The organism is Saccharothrix hoggarensis (assembly GCF_042678885.1).
In the GTDB taxonomy this organism is placed as follows: Bacteria; Actinomycetota; Actinomycetes; order Mycobacteriales; family Pseudonocardiaceae; genus Actinosynnema; species Actinosynnema hoggarensis.
The window spans coordinates 1-21,106 of record NZ_JBHTLK010000118.1 but is presented as its reverse complement, the minus strand read 5'-3'; the positions used below and the strand labels follow the sequence as shown (position 1 = coordinate 21,106).

Below are 21,106 nucleotides of genomic sequence, written 5' to 3'. Positions count from 1 at the left end.
CGGCGACGAGCCCGGTCGCGCGGCCCACGTCGGTGATGTCGCCGACCGCGTACAGGTCGCCGCCGGGCAGCCCGCCGAGCAGGTCGAGCCGCAGGCCCGCGCCCGCTTCGGCGGCGAGCAGGTACTTCTGCACGTCGGCGTCCAGCCACTCCAGGTCCGCCCGGAACGACGCCACGACCTCGGGTGTCACCTCGGCGGTGCTGAGCCCGGCCAGCCGCCGCACGAACCGCGGCACGCCGCCGGTCTGCTGGTGCACGAAGTCCACGAGCCCCCGCGAGGACGCGGGCAGCACGGCCCGCACCTGCTCGCGGGTCAGCGGTTCCAGCGTCACGGCGGGCCTGGCCCGGCCGAGCGACTCGGCCAGCGCCGCCAGCGCCCGCGACCGGGGCCACGGCCGGTAGGCCACGACGATGCTCTCCTCGCCGCGCTCGACCCTGGCCCGCAGGGACAGCAGGTCGGCGTCGGGCAGCAGGTGGGCGTCATCGACGACGGTCGCGGCGACGCCGGCGTCCTCGAACGCCCGGGCGATCTCCCGCAGCACGGCGGTCTTGCCGTACCCGCCGGGCGCGACGACGCCGAGCCGCACCGGGTCGCCGGACGCGATCACGTCCAACACCTGCGCGACCTGCGGTGGGAGCAGGGGACTCACGGTCGTGCTCGGGCTCAACGGCCATCCTCGGGGTCACGGGCGCGGCGCTGCCCACCGGTCGGCACGAGCCCGCGCACGACGCGCTTCACCGTGCGCCGCTCGGGCAGGTCCAGGGGGGTGATGTCGACGGGCGGCCGGGGCGGCGGGGCGGTGAACTCCACGTCCGACGCCTCCAGCCCGCCCACGGGGAACCTCAGCAGCGGGTCGTCGTCGCGGACCATGATCGACGTGTCCACGGGCTCGGGTTCCGCGTCGGGCCCGACGACGAGCCGGCGGGCGGCCAGGGCCGCGCCCTTCACCACGGACGTCTCGGGCGCGGCCTCCAGCACCACCCGGCCGGGCACGGACGCCGCGACCAGGGGGATGCGGGCGCTGCCGCCGACGACCGCGGTCACCCCGACGCCGGGCACGGCGGACACGACCCGGTGGAACACGGCCGCGGCCTGTTCCACGTCGGGCCGGATGAGGTCCTCGAACCGCGCCCTGGTGATCGGCACGTCGACCCGGCCGGACGGCAGGTGCACGGGGATCGACGTCTCCACCGTGCCGGACAGCAGGCGCTTGGCGGCTTCGCAGTCGCGGCGCAGCCGCCCGAACAGGCCGCGGGTGCGGGGGTCGTCGGCGTCCAGTTCGGCCAGCGCCCGCCCGAGTGACGCCCGGACGTGGTCGAACACGGCGTCGTCGAAGTCCGCGCCGGCGGCCTGGTCGACACCTTCGACGGCGGCGACCAGCTCGAACCCGCGACTCACGACGGACGCGCTGAAACCGTGGCTGCCCAGGCTGAACACGCCGAGCGACCCGGTGGGCGGGCGGCTGAACGCGTGGTTCTCGGCGGCGGCGACGGGCTCGGGCACGAGGGTCGCCGCGACCCCCACCGACCGCAACGCCCGGTGCATGAGCCCCTTGGCGTGCGTCCCCCACCCGGGGGGATGCGCGAGGACGACGTGCTCGGGCTGTTCGCCTTCGCGGGCGGCGACCTGGTCCGTCACCCACCGGACCATGAGCGCCGTCAGCTCCTCGGCCGGGCACTGCTCGGCGCCGGGGGCGTCGCCGCCGAGGACGACGGGCACGACGTCGCCGACGCGGCGGCTGAAGCCGGTGGCGGTCCACCGGGGGTCGCCCGGCTCGCCGACGGCGAACGCGCCGTCCGAGGTGAGGTGCAGGGTGGAGGCCACACCGCCGCCGGGGCCGCCGAGACCGACCACCTCGGGTTCCCCGCGTCCGGCGCCGCCGAGCCTGCACACGGCCGCCGCGGTGCGCGTGGTGCCCACGTCGACCCCGAGGACGTACGGCAACTCGGACGCCTCCCCACTCACCTGAATGAACTACGGGCAGTACCTACACGGGTTACGAGACGGTCACAAGCTCATCCCCTAACCCCCTAGGGAGTGAACGACCAACACCCCATAGTGGATGCGGCATCTACTGGGAGTAATCCCCGATGGCCGGGGAGCCCCCCGCTCCTACCTTGATCACCAGGCCGGACCACCCCTGCCGGTCCCGCTCCCCGCGTCCGATTCGACCAGGAGAAATCCATCATGGGCTCCAGCCCCAACACGCTGCACGACTTCGTCCTCGACCTCCTCAGCGACCCGACCGCGCTGGCCGACTTCCAGGCCGACGCCGAGGGCACCCTGGCGCGGGCGGGCTTGAGCGACATCAGCGCTCTGGACGTGCAGGAAGTCATCCCGCTGGTGCTCGACTACGTGCCGACCGGGAGCCTGCCCGCTCTCGACGGCTCGATCGTCGAGGACCTGCCCCTCGACCTGGACGCCGGCCAGGCCGGTGCGATCCTCCAGCTCAAGGCCGTCACGGACCAGCTCGCGGTGTCGGGCGCCACCGGCGCCGGCGACGTCAAGGCCGCGGTGGCGGGCACGTTGAGCGCGGACGCCGACGGCCTGAGCGTCTTCGGCGGCGTGTCGAGCTGGGACCTGCTCGACGGCTCCGGTTCGGCGACGTTGACGGTCGAGGGCGACTTCTCCGCGGTGGGTGACGTGACCGACACCCTGGACGGCACGCTGCACACCGCCACCGGCCAGGTCTCGGGCCTGACCGGCACGGCGACCGGCACGCTGGACGGTGCCGTCGCCACCGCGGGTGGGGTCACCGGCTCGCTGCCGGACGCGGACGGCCTGACCAGCACCGCGTTCGGCGCCGTCGACACGCTGAACGGCGTGGTCGGCAACGTGACCGGTGGCCTCACCGGCAACCTGCCGCTGGGCGACCTGCCCGCCGTCGGCGACCTGGGCGGCCTGCCGGCCGTCGGCAACGTGGGCGACTCGCTCGGCGTGTCCGGCTCCGCGCACGGCGAGGCGGAGTTCGACACCCACGCCGCCAACCCGCTGGGCGACGTCGCCGACACGGCCGCGAACGCCGCGAACGTGGGCGGTGTCGTGAGCAACGTCACCGGCACCGTCGACGGCCTCGACCTGCCGGTCGTCGACTCGCTCGGCGTGGACGACCTGCTCTTCTGAGCCTGATCGACCACTGGGGGGCCGGCTCCGTCCACAGGACGGGGCCGGCCCTCACTTTCACCCGGACGGGTTTTACCGGCACACTCTGCCGGGTGATGTCCGCGCCCTGGCTCGACGTGCTAGACGACACGATCCGGGCTTGCGCTGCGCACAACCGGCCCGACCTGGCCGAACGGTTGCGCGAGAAGCGCGCCCGCCAGCTGGACCCCAAGCTCCGGGTGCTCGTGATCGGCGAGCCCAAGCAGGGGAAGAGCCAGCTCGTGAACGCGATGGTGAACGCCCCGGTGTGCCCGGTCGGTGACGACGTCACGACCGCCGTTCCCACGTTCGTGCAGCACGCCGAGACACCGTCCGCGGCGTTGGTGCGCGGCGCGTCCATCGCGAACACCCCCACCGAGCGCATCCCCACCGAACGCATCCCGGTGCCGATCGACCAGCTCGCCGACCAGGTGAGCGCGAACCACGGCCACGGCGGCGACCTGGTCCGCGCCGAGGTCGGCATCCCCCGCGCCCTGCTCGACTCGGGCCTGGTGCTGATCGACACGCCGGGCGTCGGCGACCTGCGGCCCGCGCACACCGCGAGCACGTTCGCCGCCCTGCTCCAGGCCGACGCGGTGCTGATGGTCTCCGACGCGACGGCCGAGCTGACCGGGTCGGAGCTGGAGCTGCTGAAGCAGGTCATGACGTCCTGCCCCAACGTGATCGTGGTGCTGACGAAGATCGACATCGCGGCGCAGTGGCGGCGCGTGGTGGAGCGCAACCGGGCGCACCTGGCCCGCGCCGGCGTGACCGCGAAGCTCATCCCGGTGTCCGCCGCGCTGCGGCTGCGCGCGGCCAAGACCGGCGACAAGGCGCTCAACGCCGAGTCCGGGTTCCCGGAGCTGCTGGCGTGCGTGCGGCAGGACATCGTGGCCGCCGCCGACCAGCTGGCCCGCCGCACGATCGCGGTCACCGCCGCGTCGGCGATCAAGCAGCTGGTGGCCCCGGTGCGGGAGGAGCTGTCCGCCCGCGCCACCCAGGGCGCCGGCGCCACCGTCGCCGCGCTCAACGAGGCCCAGCGCCGCATCGACGAGCTGCGCCGCCGGTCGGCGCGCTGGCAGACGGTGCTGGCCGACGAGATGGCCGACCTGGTCTCCGACATCGAGTACGACCTGCGCGACCGCACCCGCCGCATCCTGCGGGAGATCGACCGGACGTTCGAGACCGCCGACCCGGCGCTGGGCTGGGACAAGTTCGAGGCGTGGCTGGAGGACAACCTCACCGAGGCCGCCACCACGAACTTCGCCTGGCTGCTGGAGCGGTCCGAGTGGGTGGCGGAGAAGGTCGCCAAGAGCTTCCCGGTGGCCCGCGACGACCTGCTGCCGGAGTCGATCTTCCCGGACGACGTGCTGGACCGCGTCGCGCCGATGGACAAGCCGGTGATCGAGACGTTCAACCTGATGCAGAAGGCGTTCACCGGCCTCAAGGGCTCCTACGGCGGCGTGCTGATGTTCGGCCTGGCCACGAGCCTCGCCGGGATGCCGCTGATCAACGCGATCTCGCTGGGCGCGGGCGCGCTGTTCGGCGGCAAGTCGATCATCGACGAGAGCGACCAGCGGTTGCGCCGCAGGCAGGCCGCCGCCAAGGCCGCCGCGGCCCGGCACGTGGACGACTTCTTCATCAAGTTCAGCAAGGACTGCCGCGACGCCGCCCGGCACATCCAGCGCAGCCTGCGCAGCCACTTCGCCACGCTGGCCGAGGAGATGCAGGAGACGCTGCTGGAGTCGGCCCGCAGCGCCCGCCGCGCCGTGCAGGACGACAACACCGAGCGGGAGCGCCGCAACCGCGAGGCCAAGCGGGAGCTGGACCAGCTCGTGGCCCTGTACCAGCGGGTCCAGGCGCTCGCGGGAGGTCAGGCGCCGCCGTTGGGGATCAGCGCCTGATGCTCGCGGGCGTGACGCTGGAGGAAGAGGTCTGGGCGCTGCTGGAGGACGCCCTGGCCGTGTACCGGGACAGCCCGCGCGCGGTCGCGTGGCTGCGCGGGCACCAAGCCCGGTTCGGCGAGCCGGTGCGCGTCGCCGTGGCGGGCGCGCCGCGGTCCGGGAAGTCCACTGTGGTCAGTGCGCTCATCGGCGAGGAGTTCGTGCCGACCGGCGCCACGACGTGGTACCAGGACGGGCCGCAGCCCAAGGCGCACGTCGGCCCGTACGAGGTGCCGGTGCTGCGCCGCGACGGCAGGGCGTTCGTGGACGCGCCGGACGCCGAGCGCGTGGTGGTGGAGTGGCCGTCGCGGTCGTTGCGGGACGTCACGCTGATCGACACCCCGGCGGACGCGCCGGTCGAGCACGTCTACGGCGAGGCCGACGCCGTGCTGTACCTGACCCGGCACCTGCACACCGCGGACGTGCGGTTCCTCCAGACCGCGCACGACCACCCGGTGGCCCGCGCCGCGCCGGTGAACACGGTGCTGGTGCTGGCGCGGGCCGACGAGATCGGCGGCGGCCGGATCGACGCGCTGTCCTCGGCCAAGCAGATCGCCCGCCGCTACCGGCGCGAGGCGACCGTGACCCCGTTGTGCCAGAACGTGGTCGCGGTGGCCGGGCTGCTCGCGGTGGCCGCGCGCACGCTGCGGCCGGACGAGTTCGCCGCGCTCGCCGCGCTGGCCTCGTTGCCGCGCGCCGAGCTGGACGACCACCTGCTGTCCGCGGACCGGTTCGTCGGCGAGGACTTCCCGGTGCGGCTGGACCCGGCGGTGCGCCGCGGCCTGGTCGACCGGTTCGGCATCTTCGGCGTGCGGCTGACGACCACGCTGATCCGGCAGGGCTTCGACACGCAGGTGAAGCTGACCGGGCAGCTGGTGCAGCGCAGCGGCCTCGGCGAGCTGCGCGACTCGATCGGCGTGTACTTCACCGAGCGGCGCGAGGTGCTGAAGGCGCGGGCCGCGCTGATCGGGCTGGACGTCGTGCTGCGCGCCGAGCCCCGGCCGGGTTCGGTCGGCCTGGCGGCGGCGGTGGAGCGCATCCTCGCGTCGGCGCACGACTTCCGGGAGCTGCGGCTGCTGGCGGCGTTGCAGGGCGGGCGCACCCGGCTGCCCGGCGAGCTGGAGGCCGAGGCGCACCGGCTGGTCGGCGAGCTGGGCACGGACCCGCTGGTGCGCCTCGGGCTGGACCACGAGCCGACCGGGGACGAGCTGCGGCACGCCGTGCTGGAGACCCTGGGCCGCTGGCGCGACCACTCGGCGGACCCGGCGCTGGACCACGGGCAGCGGCGGGCGGCACACGTCGTCGTGCGCAGCTGCGAGGGGATGCTCTCCCAGCTCGTCGGCTGACCGCCGACCGGTCAGTTCAGCGCCGCCACCAGGGCCTGGACCGCCGCGGACGGCGTCCGGCGCGGGTCGGTGACGAGGAACAGCGTGCTGTCGGGCAGTTCGCGGACCCGCTGCAGGGTGCCCGCGTCCAGCTGCTCGGCGACCGCGACCCGGGGCAGCACCGTCCACCCGAGACCCGCGACGACGCACGACCGGACGGCCTCGATGCTGCCGAACCGGGTGATGCTGGGGGATGCGGACAGCTCGCGCACGAACCGGTCGCTGTACGAGCAGCCCTCCTCCAGCAGGAAGTACCGCTCGTCCAGCACCACGCCGGGCGCGGACACGAGCTCGATCGGCTCCACGCCGATGGCGGTCACCTTCAGTCCCGGCGCGACGACCGTCTCCTCCAGCACGAGCGCCAGGTCGAGCGTGCCGTTGCGGACGCCGGAGATCGCCTGCCGGGTGCCCGCCGGCGACAGGTGGACGGTGATGCCTGGCCAGCGCATGGCCACGTCCGCGATGCGCTGCGGCAGCCGGTAGGCGCACACCGATTCGGGTGCGGCTATCCGCACGTCGCCCTCCACCGCGGTGCTGCCGCGCACGGCGTCGCGGAGCCGTTGCTCGGCCGACAGCACCTCCCGCGCGTGCTCGACGGCCTGGCGGCCCGCCTCGGTGAGCCGGGCGCCGCTGGGCAGCCGGTCGAACAGGCGCGCGCCGAGGTGCCGTTCCAGGGTCTTGACCTGGCTCGTCACCGTGGATTGCACGAGGTGCAGCTCCGCCGCGGTGGCGGTGAAGCTGCCCGTGCGCGCGAGCACCAGGAGGGTGCGCAGGAGGCGGGTGTCCACCGGATCGACAATACCGATCACAGCGATCGCTGGGAATCGTTGGACTCGATGGCCGGTGGTGGGAGACGCTGTCGGCATGACCGACGTGCTCCGCTACAGCGCCTTCACCACCGACCCCTCGGGCGGCAACCCCGCCGGTGTCGTCCTCGACGCTACCGGGCTCGACGACGCCCGGATGCTGGCCATCGCCGCCGAGGTGGGCTACTCCGAGACCGCGTTCGTCCTCCCCCGCGCCGAGGACGGCGAGTTCGACGTGCGGTACTTCAGCCCGCTGGTGGAGGTGCCGTTCTGCGGCCACGCCACCGTCGCCACGGCCGTCGCGCTCGACCGGCCCGGCACGCTGCGCTTCCACACCCCGGCGGGGCTGGTGGAGATCGCCACGTCACCCGGCCGGGCCAGCCTGACCAGCGTGCCGACGTCCTCCACCCCCGCGACCGACGCGGACGTCGCCGAGGCGCTGCGGGCGCTCGGGTGGTCGGCCGACGACCTCGACCCGCGCTACCCGGCGCACTGGGCGTTCGGCGGCGCGCGGCACCTCGTGCTCGCCGTGCGCACGCGCGAGCGCCTGGCCGCGCTCGACTACGACTTCGACGCGCTCGCCGACCTGCTGCGGGCCCACGACGCGGTGACCGCGCAGCTCGTGCACCAGCGCTCCGAGGACGTGTTCGACGCGCGCGACCCGTTCCCGGTGGGCGGGGTCGTGGAGGACCCGGCGACCGGCGCCGCGGCGGCCGCGTTCGGCGGCTACCTGCGGGCGCTCGGCCTGGTCACCCGGCCCCGCGCGATCACGATCCACCAGGGCGTCGACATGGGCCGGCCCAGCCTGCTGGAGGTCGAGGTGTCGCCGGACGACCCGCGCGTCAAGGTCACCGGCGCGGCCGTGCGGCTCTAGGCGCGTTCCAGCACGACGACGGGGATTTCGCGGTCCGTCTTCGTCGCGTAGTCGTCGTAGGCGGGCCACACCCGCGTCATGAGCTCCCACAGCTCGGCGCGCTCGTCACCGGTCGCGGTGCGGGCCTTGGCGGTGAACACGTCCGCGCCGACCTGCACCTCGGCCGTGTTGTTTACGGCCAGGTTGCGGTACCACGCGGGGTGCTCGGGCGCGCCGCCGTGCGAGGCGACGACGACGTACGCGTCACCGCGGGGCTGGTAGATCAACGCGGTCCGGCGGGGTCGGCCGGACTTGCGGCCGGTCGTGGTCAGCAGGAGCGTGAAGACGCCCGGCCGCCACTCGTGGCCTTCCCGTCCGCCCGACTCGACGTACTTGCGGATGTGCTCCTGCACCCAGCCGACGGGGCTGTCCACTACTGACATGCCCCGACGCTACCGAGGCTGACGGGCCTCGGCATGGCGGCGGGGCCGCCGGTCGCTACTCCGCAGTCACGACCGGCGGCCCCGAACGGGGTGGGGACGTCCGCCTCGCACCCCCTGGCCCGTCACCGCTGCTCCCCGGCGCCTCCCGACTCATCCGCCCGCGTAAGCGGTGTTCGGGTCGCTCGACCACGTCTGTGGAGACGTGGTGTGGGACGGGACGGCCAAAGCCCTTGCCTGGACTTTTCTAGTAGATCTGGCTCGTGCGGCGCATCTGTTCTCCTCGTGGCGTCGGTACTTCGCCAACTATGGCGGGCGTGGAGGCTGGCGGCTCATACGAAAGGGGGATAGAAGAGCGTTATGCCCGAGCTCGAACTGCGTCACCTGCGCGCGGTCTGCGCGATCGCCGAAGAAGGCAGCCTCACGAAGGCCGCCTCCCGCCTGGGGCTCACCCAGCCCGCGATGAGCGCCCAGCTGCGGACGGTCGAGCGGATCGTCGGCGGCCGGTTGTTCGACCGCACGCCCGGCGGTTCCGTGCCCACCGACCTCGGCAGGCAGGTCGTCGGCACGGCCCGGCTGGTGCTGGACGAGGTCGAGCAGCTCGTGTCGCTGGCGCGCGAGCGGACCAGGGACCGCGCCGGCGCGCCGGGACCGCTGCTCGTGGGCGGCGTGCCGACGTTGTTCTTCGGGCACTTCGTGGAGGAGCTGCGCCGGGTGATCCCCTGCTCGGAGGTCCGCACGGAGATCATGCCGGGCGCATCGGACCTGCTGGAGCTGCTGGTGTCCGGCCAGGTGCACCTGGGCGTGCTGGACCGGTTCGAGGGGCTGGACCGGCGGGAGCTGCGCGGGCTGGAGGTGCGGCGGCTGGTCAGCGAGCCGCAGTTCGTGGCGCTGCCCGAGTCGGACCCGCTGGCCGGGCAGGACGACGTGGACCTGGCGCAGCTCGCCGACCGGGACTGGGTCGCGCCGCCGGACGAGTTCGTCGGCAACCGCATCCAGATCTTCACGGTGTGCGCGGAGGCCGGGTTCACGCCCCGGTTCAGCCACCACGTCAACGAGGCCAGCACCGCCCGCAGCCTGGTCGCGAACGGCGCGGTGTCGTTCGCGCTGCCCCAGTCCCGCGGCGGCGACGGGATCGTGATCCGGCCGCTGCGCGGCTCGCCGCTGATGGTCGACCTGCTGCTGGCGACCCGCCGCGAGGGGCCCGCCGCCGGGCGGGCGCACGACGTGTTCGCCGCCGCGGCCAGGGCCTACCGCAAGGTGCTCCCCCGCAACCCCGGCTACGCCAGGTGGTGGGAGGAGCACCCCGAAGCGCACCGCGAGATCGACGCGGCGCTGCTGCTGGCGGGCGACTGACCCGTCGTGGTCAGCCCTTGAGCGCGTCCTCGATGCCCGTGGGCGTGCGGCCGATCAGCTTCTCCAGGTCCGGCCGCACCTCGGCGAGCACGCCGCGGCCGATGTTGACCTCGATGTCGGCCAGCAGCTCCGCCGCGAACCCCGGCAGGCCCAACCCCTCCAGGCCGGCGACGCGCTCCTCCGGCGTCACCCTCTCGTGCGTGGTGCCGGCGAGGGCGGCCAGCTCGTCGAACGTCCACGCGCGGGCGCCGGTCAGCTCGTAGACCGCGTTCTCGTGGCCCTCGCCTGCCAGCACGACGGCGGCGGCCAGCGCCAGGTCGTCGCGGGACGCGGTGGCGATGCGGCCGTCGCCCGCGGCGGTGACGATCGGGCCGGGGCCGTGCGGGAGGAAGTTCTCGTGGTACATCCCGTTGCGCAGGAACGTGAACGGGATGCCGGTCGCGCGGATCGCGTCCTCGGTCTCCTTGTGCACGCGGGCCAGGCCCAGCGGTGACGTGTCGGCGTCGGTGACGGACGTGTAGACGATCCGCCGCACGCCCGCGTCCGCCGCCGCCCGGACGGCCGCGAGGTGCCGCGCGATCCGCACGTCGTCCGGCCCGTCGACGGACACCATTAGGAGCGTCTCCACGCCCGCGAACGCGTCGCCGAGCGGTCCGTCGAAGTCGCCCCGGCGGACCTCGACGCCCAGGCCGGCGGCCTTCTCGGGGTCGCGGACGGACACCGCGACGCAGTCCGCCGGGAGGCGGGTGAGGGTGTGGGCGAGGATTCGGGAGCCGAGCCGGCCGGTCGCGCCGGTGATCAAGGTGGTCATGCGGCCCACGCTAGGTCGAGCACTAACTATTCGTAAGTACCTACCTCGTGGTGGGGTACTTACCGGCCGGGAAGCTCGCAGGTACCGTGCTTGTCATGGAGCAACGAGGTGACGTGTACGACCGCAACTGCCCGTCGCGCGCGATCGTGGACCACGCCACGGGCCACTGGGGCAGCCTGGTGCTCGGCAAGCTCCTCGAAGGCACGATGAGGTTCGGCGAGCTGCGCCGGGCGGTGGCCGGCGTGAGCGAGAAGATGCTCGCCCAGACGTTGCAGGCGCTGGAGCGGGACGGGCTGGTGCACCGCGAGGTGCACCCGGTGATCCCGCCGCACGTCGACTACTCCCTCACCCCGCTGGGAACCCAGGCGGCGGAACGGGTGCGCGGCCTGTTCACGTGGATCGAGGACCACCTGCCGACGCTCTTGGCGGCACAGGCCGCGTACGACACGCGACGAGCGGAGAAAGTGTGACATATCACGTTCACACATCCGAGCTGTACCGATTCGGGCAGCACGAGAATCGGACACACGGCCCTTAACGGGCAGCACAGATCGGATCTTTGACGTCGTCCCGAACCCAACGCCAGGTGAATTCCAGGTGAGGTTTGCCAGAATGGGTGTCATGACGGAGCCCTTCACGGACGATAGTCACCCGGCCGAGCCCTATCCGGGGGCACGGCCGGGACACTGCTTCGTGCACCTCGACGGCTCCGGCTGGCCGGTCACCCCCGACCCGGGCGCCGACTCCGGGTGGCGCGTCGCACCGGACGGGCGGGACCTCGACGACTGGTTGGCGGACCACGGCGAACCGCCCCTGGCGGGCCGGATGCCGGTGCTGGCGTACGGCTCCAACGCCAACCCCGCCAAGGTGACGTGGCTGCGGGACGAACTGGGCCTGGCCGGGCCGGCCGTGGTGCTGCGGGCCCGCTGCACCGGGCTCGCCGCCGTCTGGGCCGCCGGGTTGCGCAAGACCGACGGCCAGCGGCCGGCCACCCTCGCGGCCGCGCCGGGCGTCGAGGAGGAGCACGCGGTGTGGTTCGCCACCGCGGAGCAGCTTCGGGTGCTGGACCGCTGCGAGGGCCGGGGGCTGCGGTACCGGCTGGTCCGGGTGCACACCGGCCGGGTGACCCTGTTCGACGGCGGCGTGGTCGACTCCGTCCTCGCGTACACCGGCGCGGGCACGAGACGGATGCCCCTCCTGGTCAACGGCAAGCCCGTGCGCTGCGCCGACGTGGACCAGCGGGGGGCTCGCCGCATGGGGGGCCGGCCCGCCGACGGCGACGGCCTCGACGTGACGCCGGTGCACGGCGACCCGTCGCCGAACGACTGGCCCGACCGCCTGTTCACCTACGGCACGCTGCAGCCGGGGATGACGGCGTGGCCCCTGGTGGAGCCGTTCGTGACCGGCGACCCCGAGCCCGCCGCGCTGCCCGGCGCGCTGCACGACACCGGCCGCGGCTATCCCGCCCTGCGACCCGGCGACGGACCGGGCGTGCCGGGGCACGTGCTGCGGCTCGAGCACCCCGAGGACGCGCTGCCCGTGCTGGACGAGTACGAGGGCGACGAGTACCGCCGCGTCCGCGTCACGCTGGCGGACGGGCGGATCTGCTGGACCTACGTGTGGACGGCCGGGATCGGCGACATGCCCGTGCTCGCCGGCGGTTGGGCCGAACGCGCGAACGGGGTCGAGAAGCGTCAATGATGCGCCCGATCCGGTGAATCATTGGCCAACCGACCCAACCATCCGGGCCCGGGGTACGTCCTCCTGATAAGGACCACGTATCCGAGCCAGGAGGTGGACATGAGGCGACTCGTGGCGTTCGGCGCCCTCGCGGTCGCGCTCACCGCGTGCGGGAGCCCTCAGCAAGCGGCCGACCAGGCAAGTCTCGCGGTCGAGCCGTCCTCGGAGACCACATCGGCCACCACGTCGGCCCCGGCGTCGCCCTCGGCGTCGCCCCTGCCGCCGTCGACGACGCCCACCGGCGCCGCCGGCGCGTCCGGCCGGTGCAACGCCTCCGTCCTCGCCGGCTCGGTCGAGACGAGCGACGCGGGCGCGGGCAACCGGTACGGCAAGCTCCTCGTGACCAACACCGGCTCGGCGCCGTGCACCCTCAACGGCTACAGCGGCCTGCAACTGCTCGACGGCGCGGGCAACCCGGTGCCGACCGACCTGCGGCGCACCACCGACCCCGGCCCGTCGCCGGTGACCCTCGCCCCCGGCACGATGGCGGCGGCGAACCTGCACTGGACCGTCGTGCCGGCCGGTGACGAGCCGGTGGACCGGCCGTGCCAGGCGGAGGCGACGAGCGCCGCCGCCATCCCGCCCGACGAGACGCAGCCGATGAGCCTGGCGTGGGGCCTCGGCCCGGTGTGCGGCGGGGGGAAGATCGAGATCAGCGCGTTCTACGCTGCCTAGGTGATCGAGTCCAACGTCCCCGGCCACGCCGGGGAACTCGCGGTACGCACCTGGCCCAACCTGGACGCCACCTGGCTCGCCGTCCTCGTGCACGGGTACGGCGAGCACAGCGGCAGATACGGGCACGTCGCGGACGCGCTCGTCGAGGCGGGCGCGCTGGTCGTCGCGGCCGACCACGTCGGTCACGGCCGGTCCGAGGGCGAGCGCGCCCTGATCACCGACTTCGACGGCGTGGTGGCCGACGTGGGCGCGGCGGTCGCGTCGGCGTCGTCCGACCTGCCCACCGTGCTGGTCGGGCACTCGATGGGCGGGCTCGTCGCGGCCCGGTACGCCCAGCTGCACCCGTTGGCCGCGCTGGTCCTGTCCGCGCCGGTGCTCGGCACCTGGCAGGGGCTCGACCTGCTGGGGATGCCGGAGATCCCGGACACGCCGATCGACCCGTCCGTGCTGTCCCGCGACCCGGAGGTCGGCGAGCGGTACGCCGCCGACCCCCTGGTCTGGCACGGGCCGTTCAAGCGGCCGACGCTGGAGGCGCTGGAACGCGCGCTGGACGAGGTCAACTACGGTCCCGCGCTGGAGCACCTGCCGACGTTGTGGCTGCACGGCGACGCCGACGAGCTGGTCCCGCTCGCCGACACCCGCACCGGCACCGACCGGTTGCGCGGCCTGCTGTTCGAGGAGCGCGTCTACCCCGGCGCGCGGCACGAGGTGTTCAACGAGACCAACTCGGCCGAGGTGCTGGCCGACGTGGTCGCCTTCGTCCGCCGGGTGCTGCGCCTGGGCTGAGCGCCGCCGTCACCAGTGCTGGTCGGTGGGGCGGACCAGGATCTCGTTCACCGAGACGTGCTCCGGCTGGGCGACCGCGTACCGGACGGCGTTGGCGACGTCGTCCGGGGTGAGCTGGCGCAGGGAGTTCGCCAGCTGCTCGATGTTCGCCTTGGCGGTCGGGTCGGTGATGTGCTCGCGCAGCTCGGTCTCGACCACGCCGGGTTCGACCACGACGACGCGCACGCCGCGCTGGGTCACCTCCTGGCGCAGGGACTCGCTGAACGCGTTCAGGCCGAACTTGGTGGCGTTGTAGACGGCCGTGCCGCTGCGGACCACGCGCCCCGCGGTGGACGACACCTGCACGATCGTGCCCTTGGCCGCCAACAGGTGCGGCAGGGCGGCGTGCGTCAGGAACATGACGCCCAGCAGGTTCGTCGACACCATGCGGGTCCAGTCGGTGGTGTCCGCGCCCTCGACCGGGCCGAGGAGCATCACGCCCGCGTTGTTGACCAGGACGTCCAGCGCGCCGAACGCCTCGACGGTCCGCGCCACCGCGTCCCGGCACGCCGCCTCGTCGGTGACGTCCAGCTCGACGGCCAGCACGCGGGCGCCGTCCCCGGCGAGCCGTTCCGCCAACGCCGTCAACCGCGCCACGCGCCGGGCGGCGATCACGACGGCCGCGCCCTCCCGCGCCAACGCGACCGCCGTCGCCTCACCGATGCCCGACGAGGCTCCGGTGACCAGCGCGACCTTGCCTTGCAGGTGGTTCGTCATGGGACCACCCAACACGCTGGAGCGTGCTCCAGGTCAAGCGGGAGCCCGATCGGGCGGGGCGGCCGTCGTGCCGCCGCCCCACCCCCGGGTCATCGGTCAGTCGTCGGCGTGGTGGTCATGGCCCTCCTGGTCATGGCCTTCCTGGTCGTGGCTCTCGTGGTGGTCGGCCTCCGCGCTGCTGCCCACCGAACCCGAGAACGCGCCTTCCGGTCCCGAGAAACCCCACTGCTGGCCGTAGTGCGCGCCGTGGGGGTGGGAGAACGAGCCCTGCTGGTAGTAGCCGGCGCCCTGCGGGCCGGCGCCCAGGAACTGCTCGTGGAAGTAGGCGTAGCCGTGACCGGCGCCCGACTCGACGCTGTGGGTCACCGCGCCCTGCGCGGTCGCCGCCGAGTACGACTGCTCGTACTCGACGTCGGCCGAGGCGAGGCCCGCGGCGCCGACGAGGATCGGGAGTGAGACCGCGCCGGCAGCGACGAGTCGGATGATGCTCCGCATGGTGGAACCTCCTTGGGTGGATGGTCATGCACTCACATCGTTACCTCGGCGGACCGCCTTCCCACCGTCACCGACCGCATCGTGTGACCGGGCGTTTGAACCCCCGGAAACTGCCTGATCAGCCACCATCACGAGGGGTGGGCGCAACCCCCTGCTTATGGGTGACATCAGTGGCACCCTCACGCGCCCCACGCGTGTCGTGGACAATTCCGTCGAGATGGTGGGAGAAGACCTCGAGCTGCTGATCACCGCGGTGGTGGCGGCCGACGACGAGCAGCAGGCGCGCGCCGCCTGCGCCGGACTGGTGCGCCAGGTCGGTGGCCGGATCGGTCGCGCGTCGGACTGCTCGGACGAGGAACCCGGCTGCTGGTCGGTCACGATCAGCCTGCTCAGCGGCGAGCGCGCGACGCAGAACGTGGCGGGCGCGTTGGCCAGGGCCGTGCGCACGTTCGTCCGGCAGCTCGGCGACGAGTTCCCGACGCCGCGCGTCGCGTGCGAGCCCCCGACGGCGTGGACCGTGCTGGAGGACCCGGCGTTGCTCGACGGGCTCGTGCCGGGCGCCGAGCGGCTGCTCGTCGAGGCGTGGGCCGGCGGCGACCCGGAGCGCAACGACCCGCACGCCAAGGAACCCGACGACGGCGGTGGCCGGGCCGGCGGGAGCAGGCCCGCCGAGCGCCGTGACGAACGGCCGGACGACGTCGCGGGCGACGTCGAGCCCGTCGCGGGCGCGCCCGACGAGCCGAAACCCGCGCCGGACGCGGACACGCGGCTGCAACTGCGGGTCGACGTCGCCACGGACCGGTCCGCGGGCGCGGAATGGCAAGCGCGGGCGGTAGCCAGCCGGGTCGCCAGAAGTGGCAAGATCACCCGAGTGGCTCCACACGGGCACCTACTGAGCGTGCACATCGATCTCGGGTCGAGTGTCAATTCGCCCACGGTGGCGCTACGCGACGCCGTCACGTCGCTGGGCCGTTCGGGATGGTCGGACGTGGAGTGGTCCGGCGCGTCCGCGACGACCCGCTGGTCAGCGACACCCGTGCCACCGGCGGGGATCGCCGCGTTGGAACTGACCGCGACACCGGCGTCGGCATTCGTGTGGACGGTGCCCGACTGAGATCATCATCGCTGACCCGATCGAGTGGATTCGCAATGCCACCCGGTCAGCCGATCTTGCTTGTGGATCGTCAATCTTTGGGTACTACTTTCAACTATAGGAACGCAAACCGCTTTCCAGGAGGGGTCGGGATCCCACATGGCCAGCATCGAAGAGGTCCGCGCCGCGATCGCTCAGGCCGTCGAGAAGGCGGGGCAGAGCGTGAACGCCCTGCAACAGGCCGCCGACCTGGCCGAGGACGCGCAAGCCCTGCTCAGCACGGCCACCCAGGGCAGCGTCCAAGCCGATGTGGAGCAGGCCAACGCGCGGTTCGCCGAGGTCGTCAGCGGCGTTTCCGACCTGCAGCAACACCTGGGCGCGGGGATCTCCCAGGCCGAGAGCATCAATTCCAGGCTGTGACGTGACGTCGGTAGGCGACATCAAGCTCGCCCTCGAGCAGAGCTGCGAGCTGCTCCGGGACGCCTACCGCAGCGTCCGGGAGGCGCAGGGCGCGCTGGACGAGGCGGTCGACATCCTGGTCGAGGCGAGCGCGAACCACCCGGAGTCCCTGGTGCCCGCCGGGTTCCTCAAGGCCGGTGAGAGGTTCGCCGACGAGCTCGAACTGATCGTCGGCAGCCTCGACCTGGTCCAACGCCTAGCCGTGGAGCTGTGACGTGAGCAGGCGTGACGAGCGCCGCAAGAGGATCGAAGGGTCCTTCGAGGAGTTCCGCAGGGCGGTCGCCGCGGCGCTGGGCAACGCGTCGCGCGAGCACCGCCTGCTCGCCGACGAACGCGCCCGCGACATGTTCGAGGTGATGCTGCGGGGCGACGGCGTCGACCGGGCGCTGACCGACCCGCTGCTCGCCGACGCGCTGGGCAACCCGCTGTTCACGCAACAGGTCGCCCGCGCGTTGATCGACCGCGTGGAGGCGTTCCGCGAGTGGTCCGAACGCGGGCCGGACCAGCTGACCGCGCTGGTGAACGCCGTCGCCGAGGGTCCGGCGTCGTGGCCGCACGAGGCGTGGCTCGGCACACCCGGCACCGCGGACGGCGGCGAGGGCGTGCCCGAGCTGTGGCGCATCGGCACGGGCGTGGTGGGCAGCGCGCCCGAGCCGCAGCACTTCCCGGTGGCCGTGCCGCTGCTGGACCACGCCCACCTGCACGTCTCCTCGACGTACGAGAGCAGGCCCGCGGCCGAGGGGCTGGTCGAGAACCTGCTCCTGCGGCTGCTCAGCCACTTCCAGCCCGGTCTGGTGCACGTCCACGTGTGGGACGTCAGCCAGCTCACCGGCGCCCTGCCCGGCCTGTACCCGCTGACCCGCGCCGGTCTGCTGACCGTGCACGACCCGGCCCGGCTGCACGAGCTGCTGGACGAGCTGTCCGACCACATCCGCCGGGTGCACACCGGCGTGCTCGTGGAGGGCCACCAGTCGGTGCGGGCGGCGGGCGGGCGGCGCACCGAGCCGTGGCGGGTGGCGGTGCTGTTCGGCAACCGGCAGGTGCTGAAGGAAGAGCACCAGCAACAGCTGCAACGGGTGGCGCGCAACGGTTTGGCGGCCGGCATCCAGCTGTTCATCGTGGACATCCCGGTCACCGTGAACTCGCCGATCGAGACCGTCGCCATCGCCGCCGACCAGACGGCGACGTGCACCATGACCGGCAAGCACGTCACGGTCACGCTCGACCCGCCGTTCCCCCGCGCCCTCGTGCCCCGCGCCTGCGCGGCGATCGCGGACAAGCGGGAGGAGCGCCGCAACCGGCTCAGCACGTTCGCCGACCTGCTGCCGGAGCACCTGTGGCAGGAGAACTCGTCGGCGGGCGTCGTCGCCCCGGTCGGGTTCCTGGAGGGCGAGCCGGTGCACGTGGGGCTGGGCGACACGTCCCCGCACGCGCTGATCGGCGGTCCGAGCGGTTCGGGCAAGACGAACTTCCTGTACGCCATGCTCGGCAGCCTCGCCGCCCGGTACGCGCCGGACGAGCTGGAGCTGTACCTGCTGGACTTCAAGGAGGGCGTGTCGTTCGCGCAGTTCGCGCCGGGCCGCAAGGACCCGACGTGGCTGCCGCACGCCCGGCTGGTCGGCGTGAACGTCAACACCGACCGCGAGTTCGGCGTGGCGCTGCTCGCGTTCCTGGCCGACGAGATGCGCCGGCGCGCGGACGCGGCCAAGCGGCACGAGGTCACCAAGCTGGAGCAGCTGCGCGAGGAGGACCCGCACGGCCACTGGCCGCGGATCGTGGCCGTGATCGACGAGTTCCAGTACCTGTTCGGCGAACGCGACCAGGTGACCGCGCAGGCCACGCAGCTGCTGGAGGACGTGGCCCGGCGCGGCCGGTCGCAGGGCATCCACCTGGTGCTGTCCAGCCAGGACGTGTCGGGCATCGAGGGCTTCTGGGGCAAGTCGGCGATCTTCGAGCAGTTCACCGTGCGGATCGCGCTGCCGAAGGCGCGGCGGGTGCTGGCCGAGCCGCAGAACGACGCCGCGGTGGAGCTGCCGCGCTGGCACGCCGTGGTCAACCACGAGTCGGGCGTGCGGCCGGGCAACGAGGTCGCGCGCATCCCCGACGCCACCACCAGGGGCACGTTCGACGCGCTGCAGGCCGAGCTGCACCGCCGCCGGCCGTCCGACCTGGCCGAGCCGATCCTGTTCGACGGCAGCAAGGTGCCCGCGCTGCGGGCGTTGCCGGACTACCAGGCGCTCCGGCCCGGTGACGGCAGCCCGACCGTGCTGCTGGGGCAGGTGATCGACGTGGCGGGCAGCGCGGCCAAGGTGCGGTTCGCCCGCACCCCCGGACGCAACATCGCCGTGCTCGGGTCGCTCGCCGACGACGCGGCGGACGTGCTCGGCGGGGCGGCGCTGTCGCTGGCCCGCCAGCACGAGCCCGCCGACGCGGTGTTCACCCTCGCGTGCCTGGCGGAGGACGCCTCGCCGCACGCGGAGAAGCTGGCCAAGCAGCTGCGCAACGCGGGCCACGAGGTGGCCGAGGTCGGCCTGGACGGCATCCGGGCGCTGGTCGAGCGGGTGTCCGGCGAGATCACCGACCACATGACGGGTGCGGCGACCGCGCCGCCACGACCCCACTACGTGGTGGTCTACGCGGTGGACGCGGCGCACACCCTGTTGGAGGCCAAGAACGACAAGCGGGTCTCCGGCGTGGACAACCTGCGCACCGTGCTGAAGCACGGACCGGAGAACCGCACCCACGTGCTGGGCTGGTGGCGGGGCGTGCAGCGGTTGAAGAACAGCCTGTCGCCGGGCGTCTACGACGACATCGGCGCGTGGATCGCGTTCGACGTCCAGGGCAAGGAGCTGCTGTCGTTCGGACCGGAGCAGGTGATGGCGTGGTCGCCGCGACCGCGCCGCGGCCTGTTCTTCGACCGGTTCGAGCACTCGCGGCCGCAGGTCGTCATCCCGTTCGACACCGGGGAGGAACCATGATCAGCCACGCCTCAGTGGTGCCCGCGCAGCGCACGGGCGGGCACGGCGCGCCGGAGGTCGAGGCGTTGTCGGCGGTCGAGCGGTACAAGGAGATCGTCGCGCTGGCCGGCGAGTCGGTCGACCGGATGCGCGCCGCCGACCGGGCGCGGGTGCGGGAGCTGCTGGAACGGCTGGCCGCGTCGCAGGACCGGATGGCCGAGGTCATCGAGCAGGAGCAGGTCGTCAAGCTGATCGTGGCGGTGCACTGGGAGGCCGCGGTCGAGCTGCTGTGGGACGAGCGGTGGATGACGATGACGCCGGTCCCCGGCCCGGACGAGACCGTGCCGCCGCGCGACCAGCGCGAGTACAACACCGCGATGGACCTGGCCTACCAGGCGTTGGAGGAGTCGCTGCAGAAGCGGACCTTGTTGCGCCGCAAGGGTTCCTAGCGGTCGGTGGGTGGGTCAGAAGCCCCAGGAGACGGCGACGGTGTCGAAGTCCAGTTCGGCGCCGGCGCGCCGGTAGGTGGCCAGGGCGGCGGTGTTGTCCTTCTCGGTGCCGGTCCACGCGCCGGTGCAGCCCCGCTCCCGCGCCAGCGCGATCAGGTGCTCGATGAGGGCCGTGGCGATGCCCCGCCGCTGGTGGGCCTCGTCCACGCCCAGCTCGTACAGGAACATCTCCACCCCCTTGTCGGGGTGGATGGTCTCGACGCCGGACACGAACCCGGCGGGCTCGCCGGCCACGTAGGCGATGAGCAGGTGGTGTCGGTCGTCGGCGAGGAACGCCCTGGTCGCGTCCTCGCGCGGCGGGTCGTCGAACAGGTGCCCGGCGGCCAGCACGGCGTCGAACGACGTGATCCGGCGGATGTCCATGCGGGCGACGGTACGCCTTGGGGATGATGCGGGCATGCGCGTTCTGACGACCCCCGCCGACGTCGCCGCCGCCACCGCCGACCCGCTGGCCCGGTGGGCGGCGCAGGCGCTGTTCCCCGGCCGGGGCGGGGCGGCGTGGGCGCACGGCGAGGCGGTCGCGGTGCTCGCGCCGGCGTTGAACCGGCACGACCGGCTGGTGCTGGTCGGGCCGGTGGACGACGTCGCGGTGCTGCTGCGGGCGCACGTGCGGCCCGGTCTGAGCCCGTTGGTGACGACGGAGGTGGCCGAAGGGCTGGGGTGGCCGGTGCGGGGCACGTTCGGGTGGATGGAGCGCACCGGGGCGCTGGCCGCGCCGGACGGCGTCCGGTGGCTGGCCGAGGACGAGTGGGACGACGTGGAGGCGTTGCTGCGCAAGGCCGCTCCTCACTCGTACGTGTGGCCGGGCGAGCCGGGGCCGGCGCGGTGGGCCGGCGTCCACGCGGACGGGGTGCTGGTGGCGGTCGGCGCGGACGCGTGGTCGGCGCCGGGCGTGGGGACC

Annotated in this window: 22 protein-coding genes and 1 pseudogene; 15 read left to right on the top strand and 8 right to left on the bottom strand. The window is 73.3% G+C overall.

All coding sequences use genetic code 11. The annotated features are described in order from the left end of the window. Window positions 1-649: pseudogene (locus ACFQ3T_RS21465) on the bottom strand (LuxR family transcriptional regulator); the annotation flags it as partial. 14 nt (window positions 650-663) lie between these two features. Continuing rightward, entirely contained in the window at window positions 664-1,965 is a 1,302-nt protein-coding gene (locus ACFQ3T_RS21460; protein WP_380725137.1) for an Hsp70 family protein, read from the bottom strand. Window positions 1,966-2,187: 222 nt separating this feature from the next. Here ACFQ3T_RS21460 and ACFQ3T_RS21455 point away from each other — a divergent pair, with 222 nt between their 5' ends. The 3 genes from ACFQ3T_RS21455 (at window position 2,188) to ACFQ3T_RS21445 (ending at window position 6,430) form a co-directional block, all read left to right on the top strand. Then, window positions 2,188-3,123, top strand: a complete 936-nt coding sequence (locus tag ACFQ3T_RS21455; protein WP_380725135.1) for an IniB N-terminal domain-containing protein — start codon at window positions 2,188-2,190, stop codon at window positions 3,121-3,123. 95 nt (window positions 3,124-3,218) lie between these two features. Continuing rightward, window positions 3,219-5,045 (top strand): dynamin family protein, encoded by a 1,827-nt coding sequence (locus ACFQ3T_RS21450; protein ID WP_380725133.1) that lies wholly within the window; start codon window positions 3,219-3,221, stop codon window positions 5,043-5,045. Between the two features lie 11 nt (window positions 5,046-5,056). Next, window positions 5,057-6,430, top strand: coding sequence for a P-loop NTPase family protein (locus tag ACFQ3T_RS21445; protein ID WP_380725131.1), 1,374 nt, complete (start codon window positions 5,057-5,059; stop codon window positions 6,428-6,430). 11 nt (window positions 6,431-6,441) lie between these two features. Here ACFQ3T_RS21445 and ACFQ3T_RS21440 read toward each other — a convergent pair whose 3' ends face one another. Next, on the bottom strand, window positions 6,442-7,257 hold the full coding sequence (locus ACFQ3T_RS21440) for a LysR family transcriptional regulator (RefSeq protein ID WP_380725129.1): 816 nt from the start codon (window positions 7,255-7,257) through the stop codon (window positions 6,442-6,444). 76 nt (window positions 7,258-7,333) lie between these two features. Between ACFQ3T_RS21440 and ACFQ3T_RS21435 the strand changes: the two genes are divergently transcribed. Further along, window positions 7,334-8,149 (top strand): PhzF family phenazine biosynthesis protein, encoded by an 816-nt coding sequence (locus ACFQ3T_RS21435; protein WP_380725127.1) that lies wholly within the window; start codon window positions 7,334-7,336, stop codon window positions 8,147-8,149. Here ACFQ3T_RS21435 and ACFQ3T_RS21430 read toward each other — a convergent pair. Next, window positions 8,146-8,571 (bottom strand): nitroreductase family deazaflavin-dependent oxidoreductase, encoded by a 426-nt coding sequence (locus ACFQ3T_RS21430; protein ID WP_380725125.1) that lies wholly within the window; start codon window positions 8,569-8,571, stop codon window positions 8,146-8,148. The genes ACFQ3T_RS21435 and ACFQ3T_RS21430 overlap by 4 nt on opposite strands. Before the next feature lie 357 nt (window positions 8,572-8,928). Between ACFQ3T_RS21430 and ACFQ3T_RS21425 the strand changes: the two genes are divergently transcribed. Next, the gene (locus ACFQ3T_RS21425) at window positions 8,929-9,924 is read left to right on the top strand and encodes a LysR family transcriptional regulator (RefSeq protein ID WP_380725123.1); all 996 of its coding nucleotides are present in this window, start codon (window positions 8,929-8,931) and stop codon (window positions 9,922-9,924) included. A 10-nt stretch (window positions 9,925-9,934) separates the two neighbouring features. Here ACFQ3T_RS21425 and ACFQ3T_RS21420 read toward each other — a convergent pair whose 3' ends face one another. Continuing rightward, the gene (locus ACFQ3T_RS21420) at window positions 9,935-10,735 is read right to left on the bottom strand and encodes an NAD(P)H-binding protein (RefSeq protein ID WP_380725121.1); all 801 of its coding nucleotides are present in this window, start codon (window positions 10,733-10,735) and stop codon (window positions 9,935-9,937) included. Between the two features lie 95 nt (window positions 10,736-10,830). Between ACFQ3T_RS21420 and ACFQ3T_RS21415 the strand changes: the two genes are divergently transcribed. The 4 genes from ACFQ3T_RS21415 (at window position 10,831) to ACFQ3T_RS21400 (ending at window position 13,936) form a co-directional block, all read left to right on the top strand. Next, window positions 10,831-11,205 carry a winged helix-turn-helix transcriptional regulator gene (locus tag ACFQ3T_RS21415; RefSeq protein WP_380725119.1) on the top strand — a complete coding sequence of 125 codons (375 nt, stop codon included), beginning with the start codon at window positions 10,831-10,833 and terminating at the stop codon, window positions 11,203-11,205. Between the two features lie 151 nt (window positions 11,206-11,356). Next, window positions 11,357-12,436 (top strand): gamma-glutamylcyclotransferase, encoded by a 1,080-nt coding sequence (locus tag ACFQ3T_RS21410; protein ID WP_380725117.1) that lies wholly within the window; start codon window positions 11,357-11,359, stop codon window positions 12,434-12,436. Window positions 12,437-12,535: 99 nt separating this feature from the next. Next, a complete protein-coding gene (locus ACFQ3T_RS21405) occupies window positions 12,536-13,150 on the top strand; it encodes a DUF4232 domain-containing protein (protein ID WP_380725115.1) in 615 nt (204 codons plus the stop codon). Next, the gene (locus ACFQ3T_RS21400; RefSeq protein WP_380725113.1) at window positions 13,151-13,936 is read left to right on the top strand and encodes an alpha/beta fold hydrolase; all 786 of its coding nucleotides are present in this window, start codon (window positions 13,151-13,153) and stop codon (window positions 13,934-13,936) included. It begins immediately after the preceding gene. Between the two features lie 9 nt (window positions 13,937-13,945). On the opposite strand, the gene ACFQ3T_RS21395 is transcribed toward ACFQ3T_RS21400, so the two are convergent. Beyond that, the gene (locus ACFQ3T_RS21395) at window positions 13,946-14,692 is read right to left on the bottom strand and encodes an SDR family NAD(P)-dependent oxidoreductase (RefSeq protein WP_380725111.1); all 747 of its coding nucleotides are present in this window, start codon (window positions 14,690-14,692) and stop codon (window positions 13,946-13,948) included. Between the two features lie 96 nt (window positions 14,693-14,788). Then, window positions 14,789-15,187 (bottom strand): hypothetical protein, encoded by a 399-nt coding sequence (locus tag ACFQ3T_RS21390; protein WP_380725109.1) that lies wholly within the window; start codon window positions 15,185-15,187, stop codon window positions 14,789-14,791. Window positions 15,188-15,407: 220 nt separating this feature from the next. On the opposite strand from ACFQ3T_RS21390, the gene ACFQ3T_RS21385 reads away from it, so the two are divergent. The 5 genes from ACFQ3T_RS21385 to ACFQ3T_RS21365 all read left to right on the top strand — a co-directional run bounded on the left by ACFQ3T_RS21385 (window position 15,408) and on the right by ACFQ3T_RS21365 (window position 20,145). Further along, complete coding sequence (locus ACFQ3T_RS21385; RefSeq protein ID WP_380725107.1) at window positions 15,408-16,301, top strand: hypothetical protein; 894 nt, start codon at window positions 15,408-15,410, stop codon at window positions 16,299-16,301. Between the two features lie 138 nt (window positions 16,302-16,439). Then, the gene (locus tag ACFQ3T_RS21380) at window positions 16,440-16,700 is read left to right on the top strand and encodes a hypothetical protein (RefSeq protein ID WP_033441123.1); all 261 of its coding nucleotides are present in this window, start codon (window positions 16,440-16,442) and stop codon (window positions 16,698-16,700) included. A 1-nt stretch (window position 16,701) separates the two neighbouring features. Further along, a complete protein-coding gene (locus ACFQ3T_RS21375) occupies window positions 16,702-16,953 on the top strand; it encodes a hypothetical protein (protein WP_380725105.1) in 252 nt (83 codons plus the stop codon). A gap of 1 nt (window position 16,954) precedes the next feature. Further along, window positions 16,955-19,717 (top strand): FtsK/SpoIIIE domain-containing protein, encoded by a 2,763-nt coding sequence (locus ACFQ3T_RS21370; RefSeq protein ID WP_380725103.1) that lies wholly within the window; start codon window positions 16,955-16,957, stop codon window positions 19,715-19,717. Beyond that, entirely contained in the window at window positions 19,714-20,145 is a 432-nt protein-coding gene (locus ACFQ3T_RS21365) for a hypothetical protein (protein WP_380725101.1), read from the top strand. The genes ACFQ3T_RS21370 and ACFQ3T_RS21365 overlap by 4 nt, the downstream gene beginning before the upstream one ends. Window positions 20,146-20,160: 15 nt before the next feature. Here the strand turns inward: ACFQ3T_RS21365 and ACFQ3T_RS21360 are convergent, their stop codons facing one another. Beyond that, the gene (locus ACFQ3T_RS21360) at window positions 20,161-20,568 is read right to left on the bottom strand and encodes a GNAT family N-acetyltransferase (RefSeq protein WP_380725099.1); all 408 of its coding nucleotides are present in this window, start codon (window positions 20,566-20,568) and stop codon (window positions 20,161-20,163) included. 34 nt (window positions 20,569-20,602) lie between these two features. On the opposite strand from ACFQ3T_RS21360, the gene ACFQ3T_RS21355 reads away from it, so the two are divergent. Continuing rightward, a partial coding sequence (locus ACFQ3T_RS21355) for a hypothetical protein (protein ID WP_380725097.1) occupies window positions 20,603-21,106 on the top strand: 504 nt, incomplete at its 3' end.

What these genes read in the sequence shown, in the direction of transcription:
- ACFQ3T_RS21450 (WP_380725133.1), top strand. Translation starts at nt 3,219, where the DNA reads ATGTCCGCGCCCTGGCTCGACGTGCTAGACGACACGATCCGGGCTTGC.
- ACFQ3T_RS21455 (WP_380725135.1), top strand. Translation starts at nt 2,188, where the DNA reads ATGGGCTCCAGCCCCAACACGCTGCACGACTTCGTCCTCGACCTCCTC.
- ACFQ3T_RS21395 (WP_380725111.1), bottom strand. Translation starts at nt 14,692, where the DNA reads ATGACGAACCACCTGCAAGGCAAGGTCGCGCTGGTCACCGGAGCCTCG.
- ACFQ3T_RS21425 (WP_380725123.1), top strand. Translation starts at nt 8,929, where the DNA reads ATGCCCGAGCTCGAACTGCGTCACCTGCGCGCGGTCTGCGCGATCGCC.
- ACFQ3T_RS21390 (WP_380725109.1), bottom strand. Translation starts at nt 15,187, where the DNA reads ATGCGGAGCATCATCCGACTCGTCGCTGCCGGCGCGGTCTCACTCCCG.
- ACFQ3T_RS21365 (WP_380725101.1), top strand. Translation starts at nt 19,714, where the DNA reads ATGATCAGCCACGCCTCAGTGGTGCCCGCGCAGCGCACGGGCGGGCAC.
- ACFQ3T_RS21410 (WP_380725117.1), top strand. Translation starts at nt 11,357, where the DNA reads ATGACGGAGCCCTTCACGGACGATAGTCACCCGGCCGAGCCCTATCCG.
- ACFQ3T_RS21435 (WP_380725127.1), top strand. Translation starts at nt 7,334, where the DNA reads ATGACCGACGTGCTCCGCTACAGCGCCTTCACCACCGACCCCTCGGGC.
- ACFQ3T_RS21360 (WP_380725099.1), bottom strand. Translation starts at nt 20,568, where the DNA reads ATGGACATCCGCCGGATCACGTCGTTCGACGCCGTGCTGGCCGCCGGG.
- ACFQ3T_RS21420 (WP_380725121.1), bottom strand. Translation starts at nt 10,735, where the DNA reads ATGACCACCTTGATCACCGGCGCGACCGGCCGGCTCGGCTCCCGAATC.
- ACFQ3T_RS21430 (WP_380725125.1), bottom strand. Translation starts at nt 8,571, where the DNA reads ATGTCAGTAGTGGACAGCCCCGTCGGCTGGGTGCAGGAGCACATCCGC.
- ACFQ3T_RS21405 (WP_380725115.1), top strand. Translation starts at nt 12,536, where the DNA reads ATGAGGCGACTCGTGGCGTTCGGCGCCCTCGCGGTCGCGCTCACCGCG.
- ACFQ3T_RS21380 (WP_033441123.1), top strand. Translation starts at nt 16,440, where the DNA reads ATGGCCAGCATCGAAGAGGTCCGCGCCGCGATCGCTCAGGCCGTCGAG.
- ACFQ3T_RS21415 (WP_380725119.1), top strand. Translation starts at nt 10,831, where the DNA reads ATGGAGCAACGAGGTGACGTGTACGACCGCAACTGCCCGTCGCGCGCG.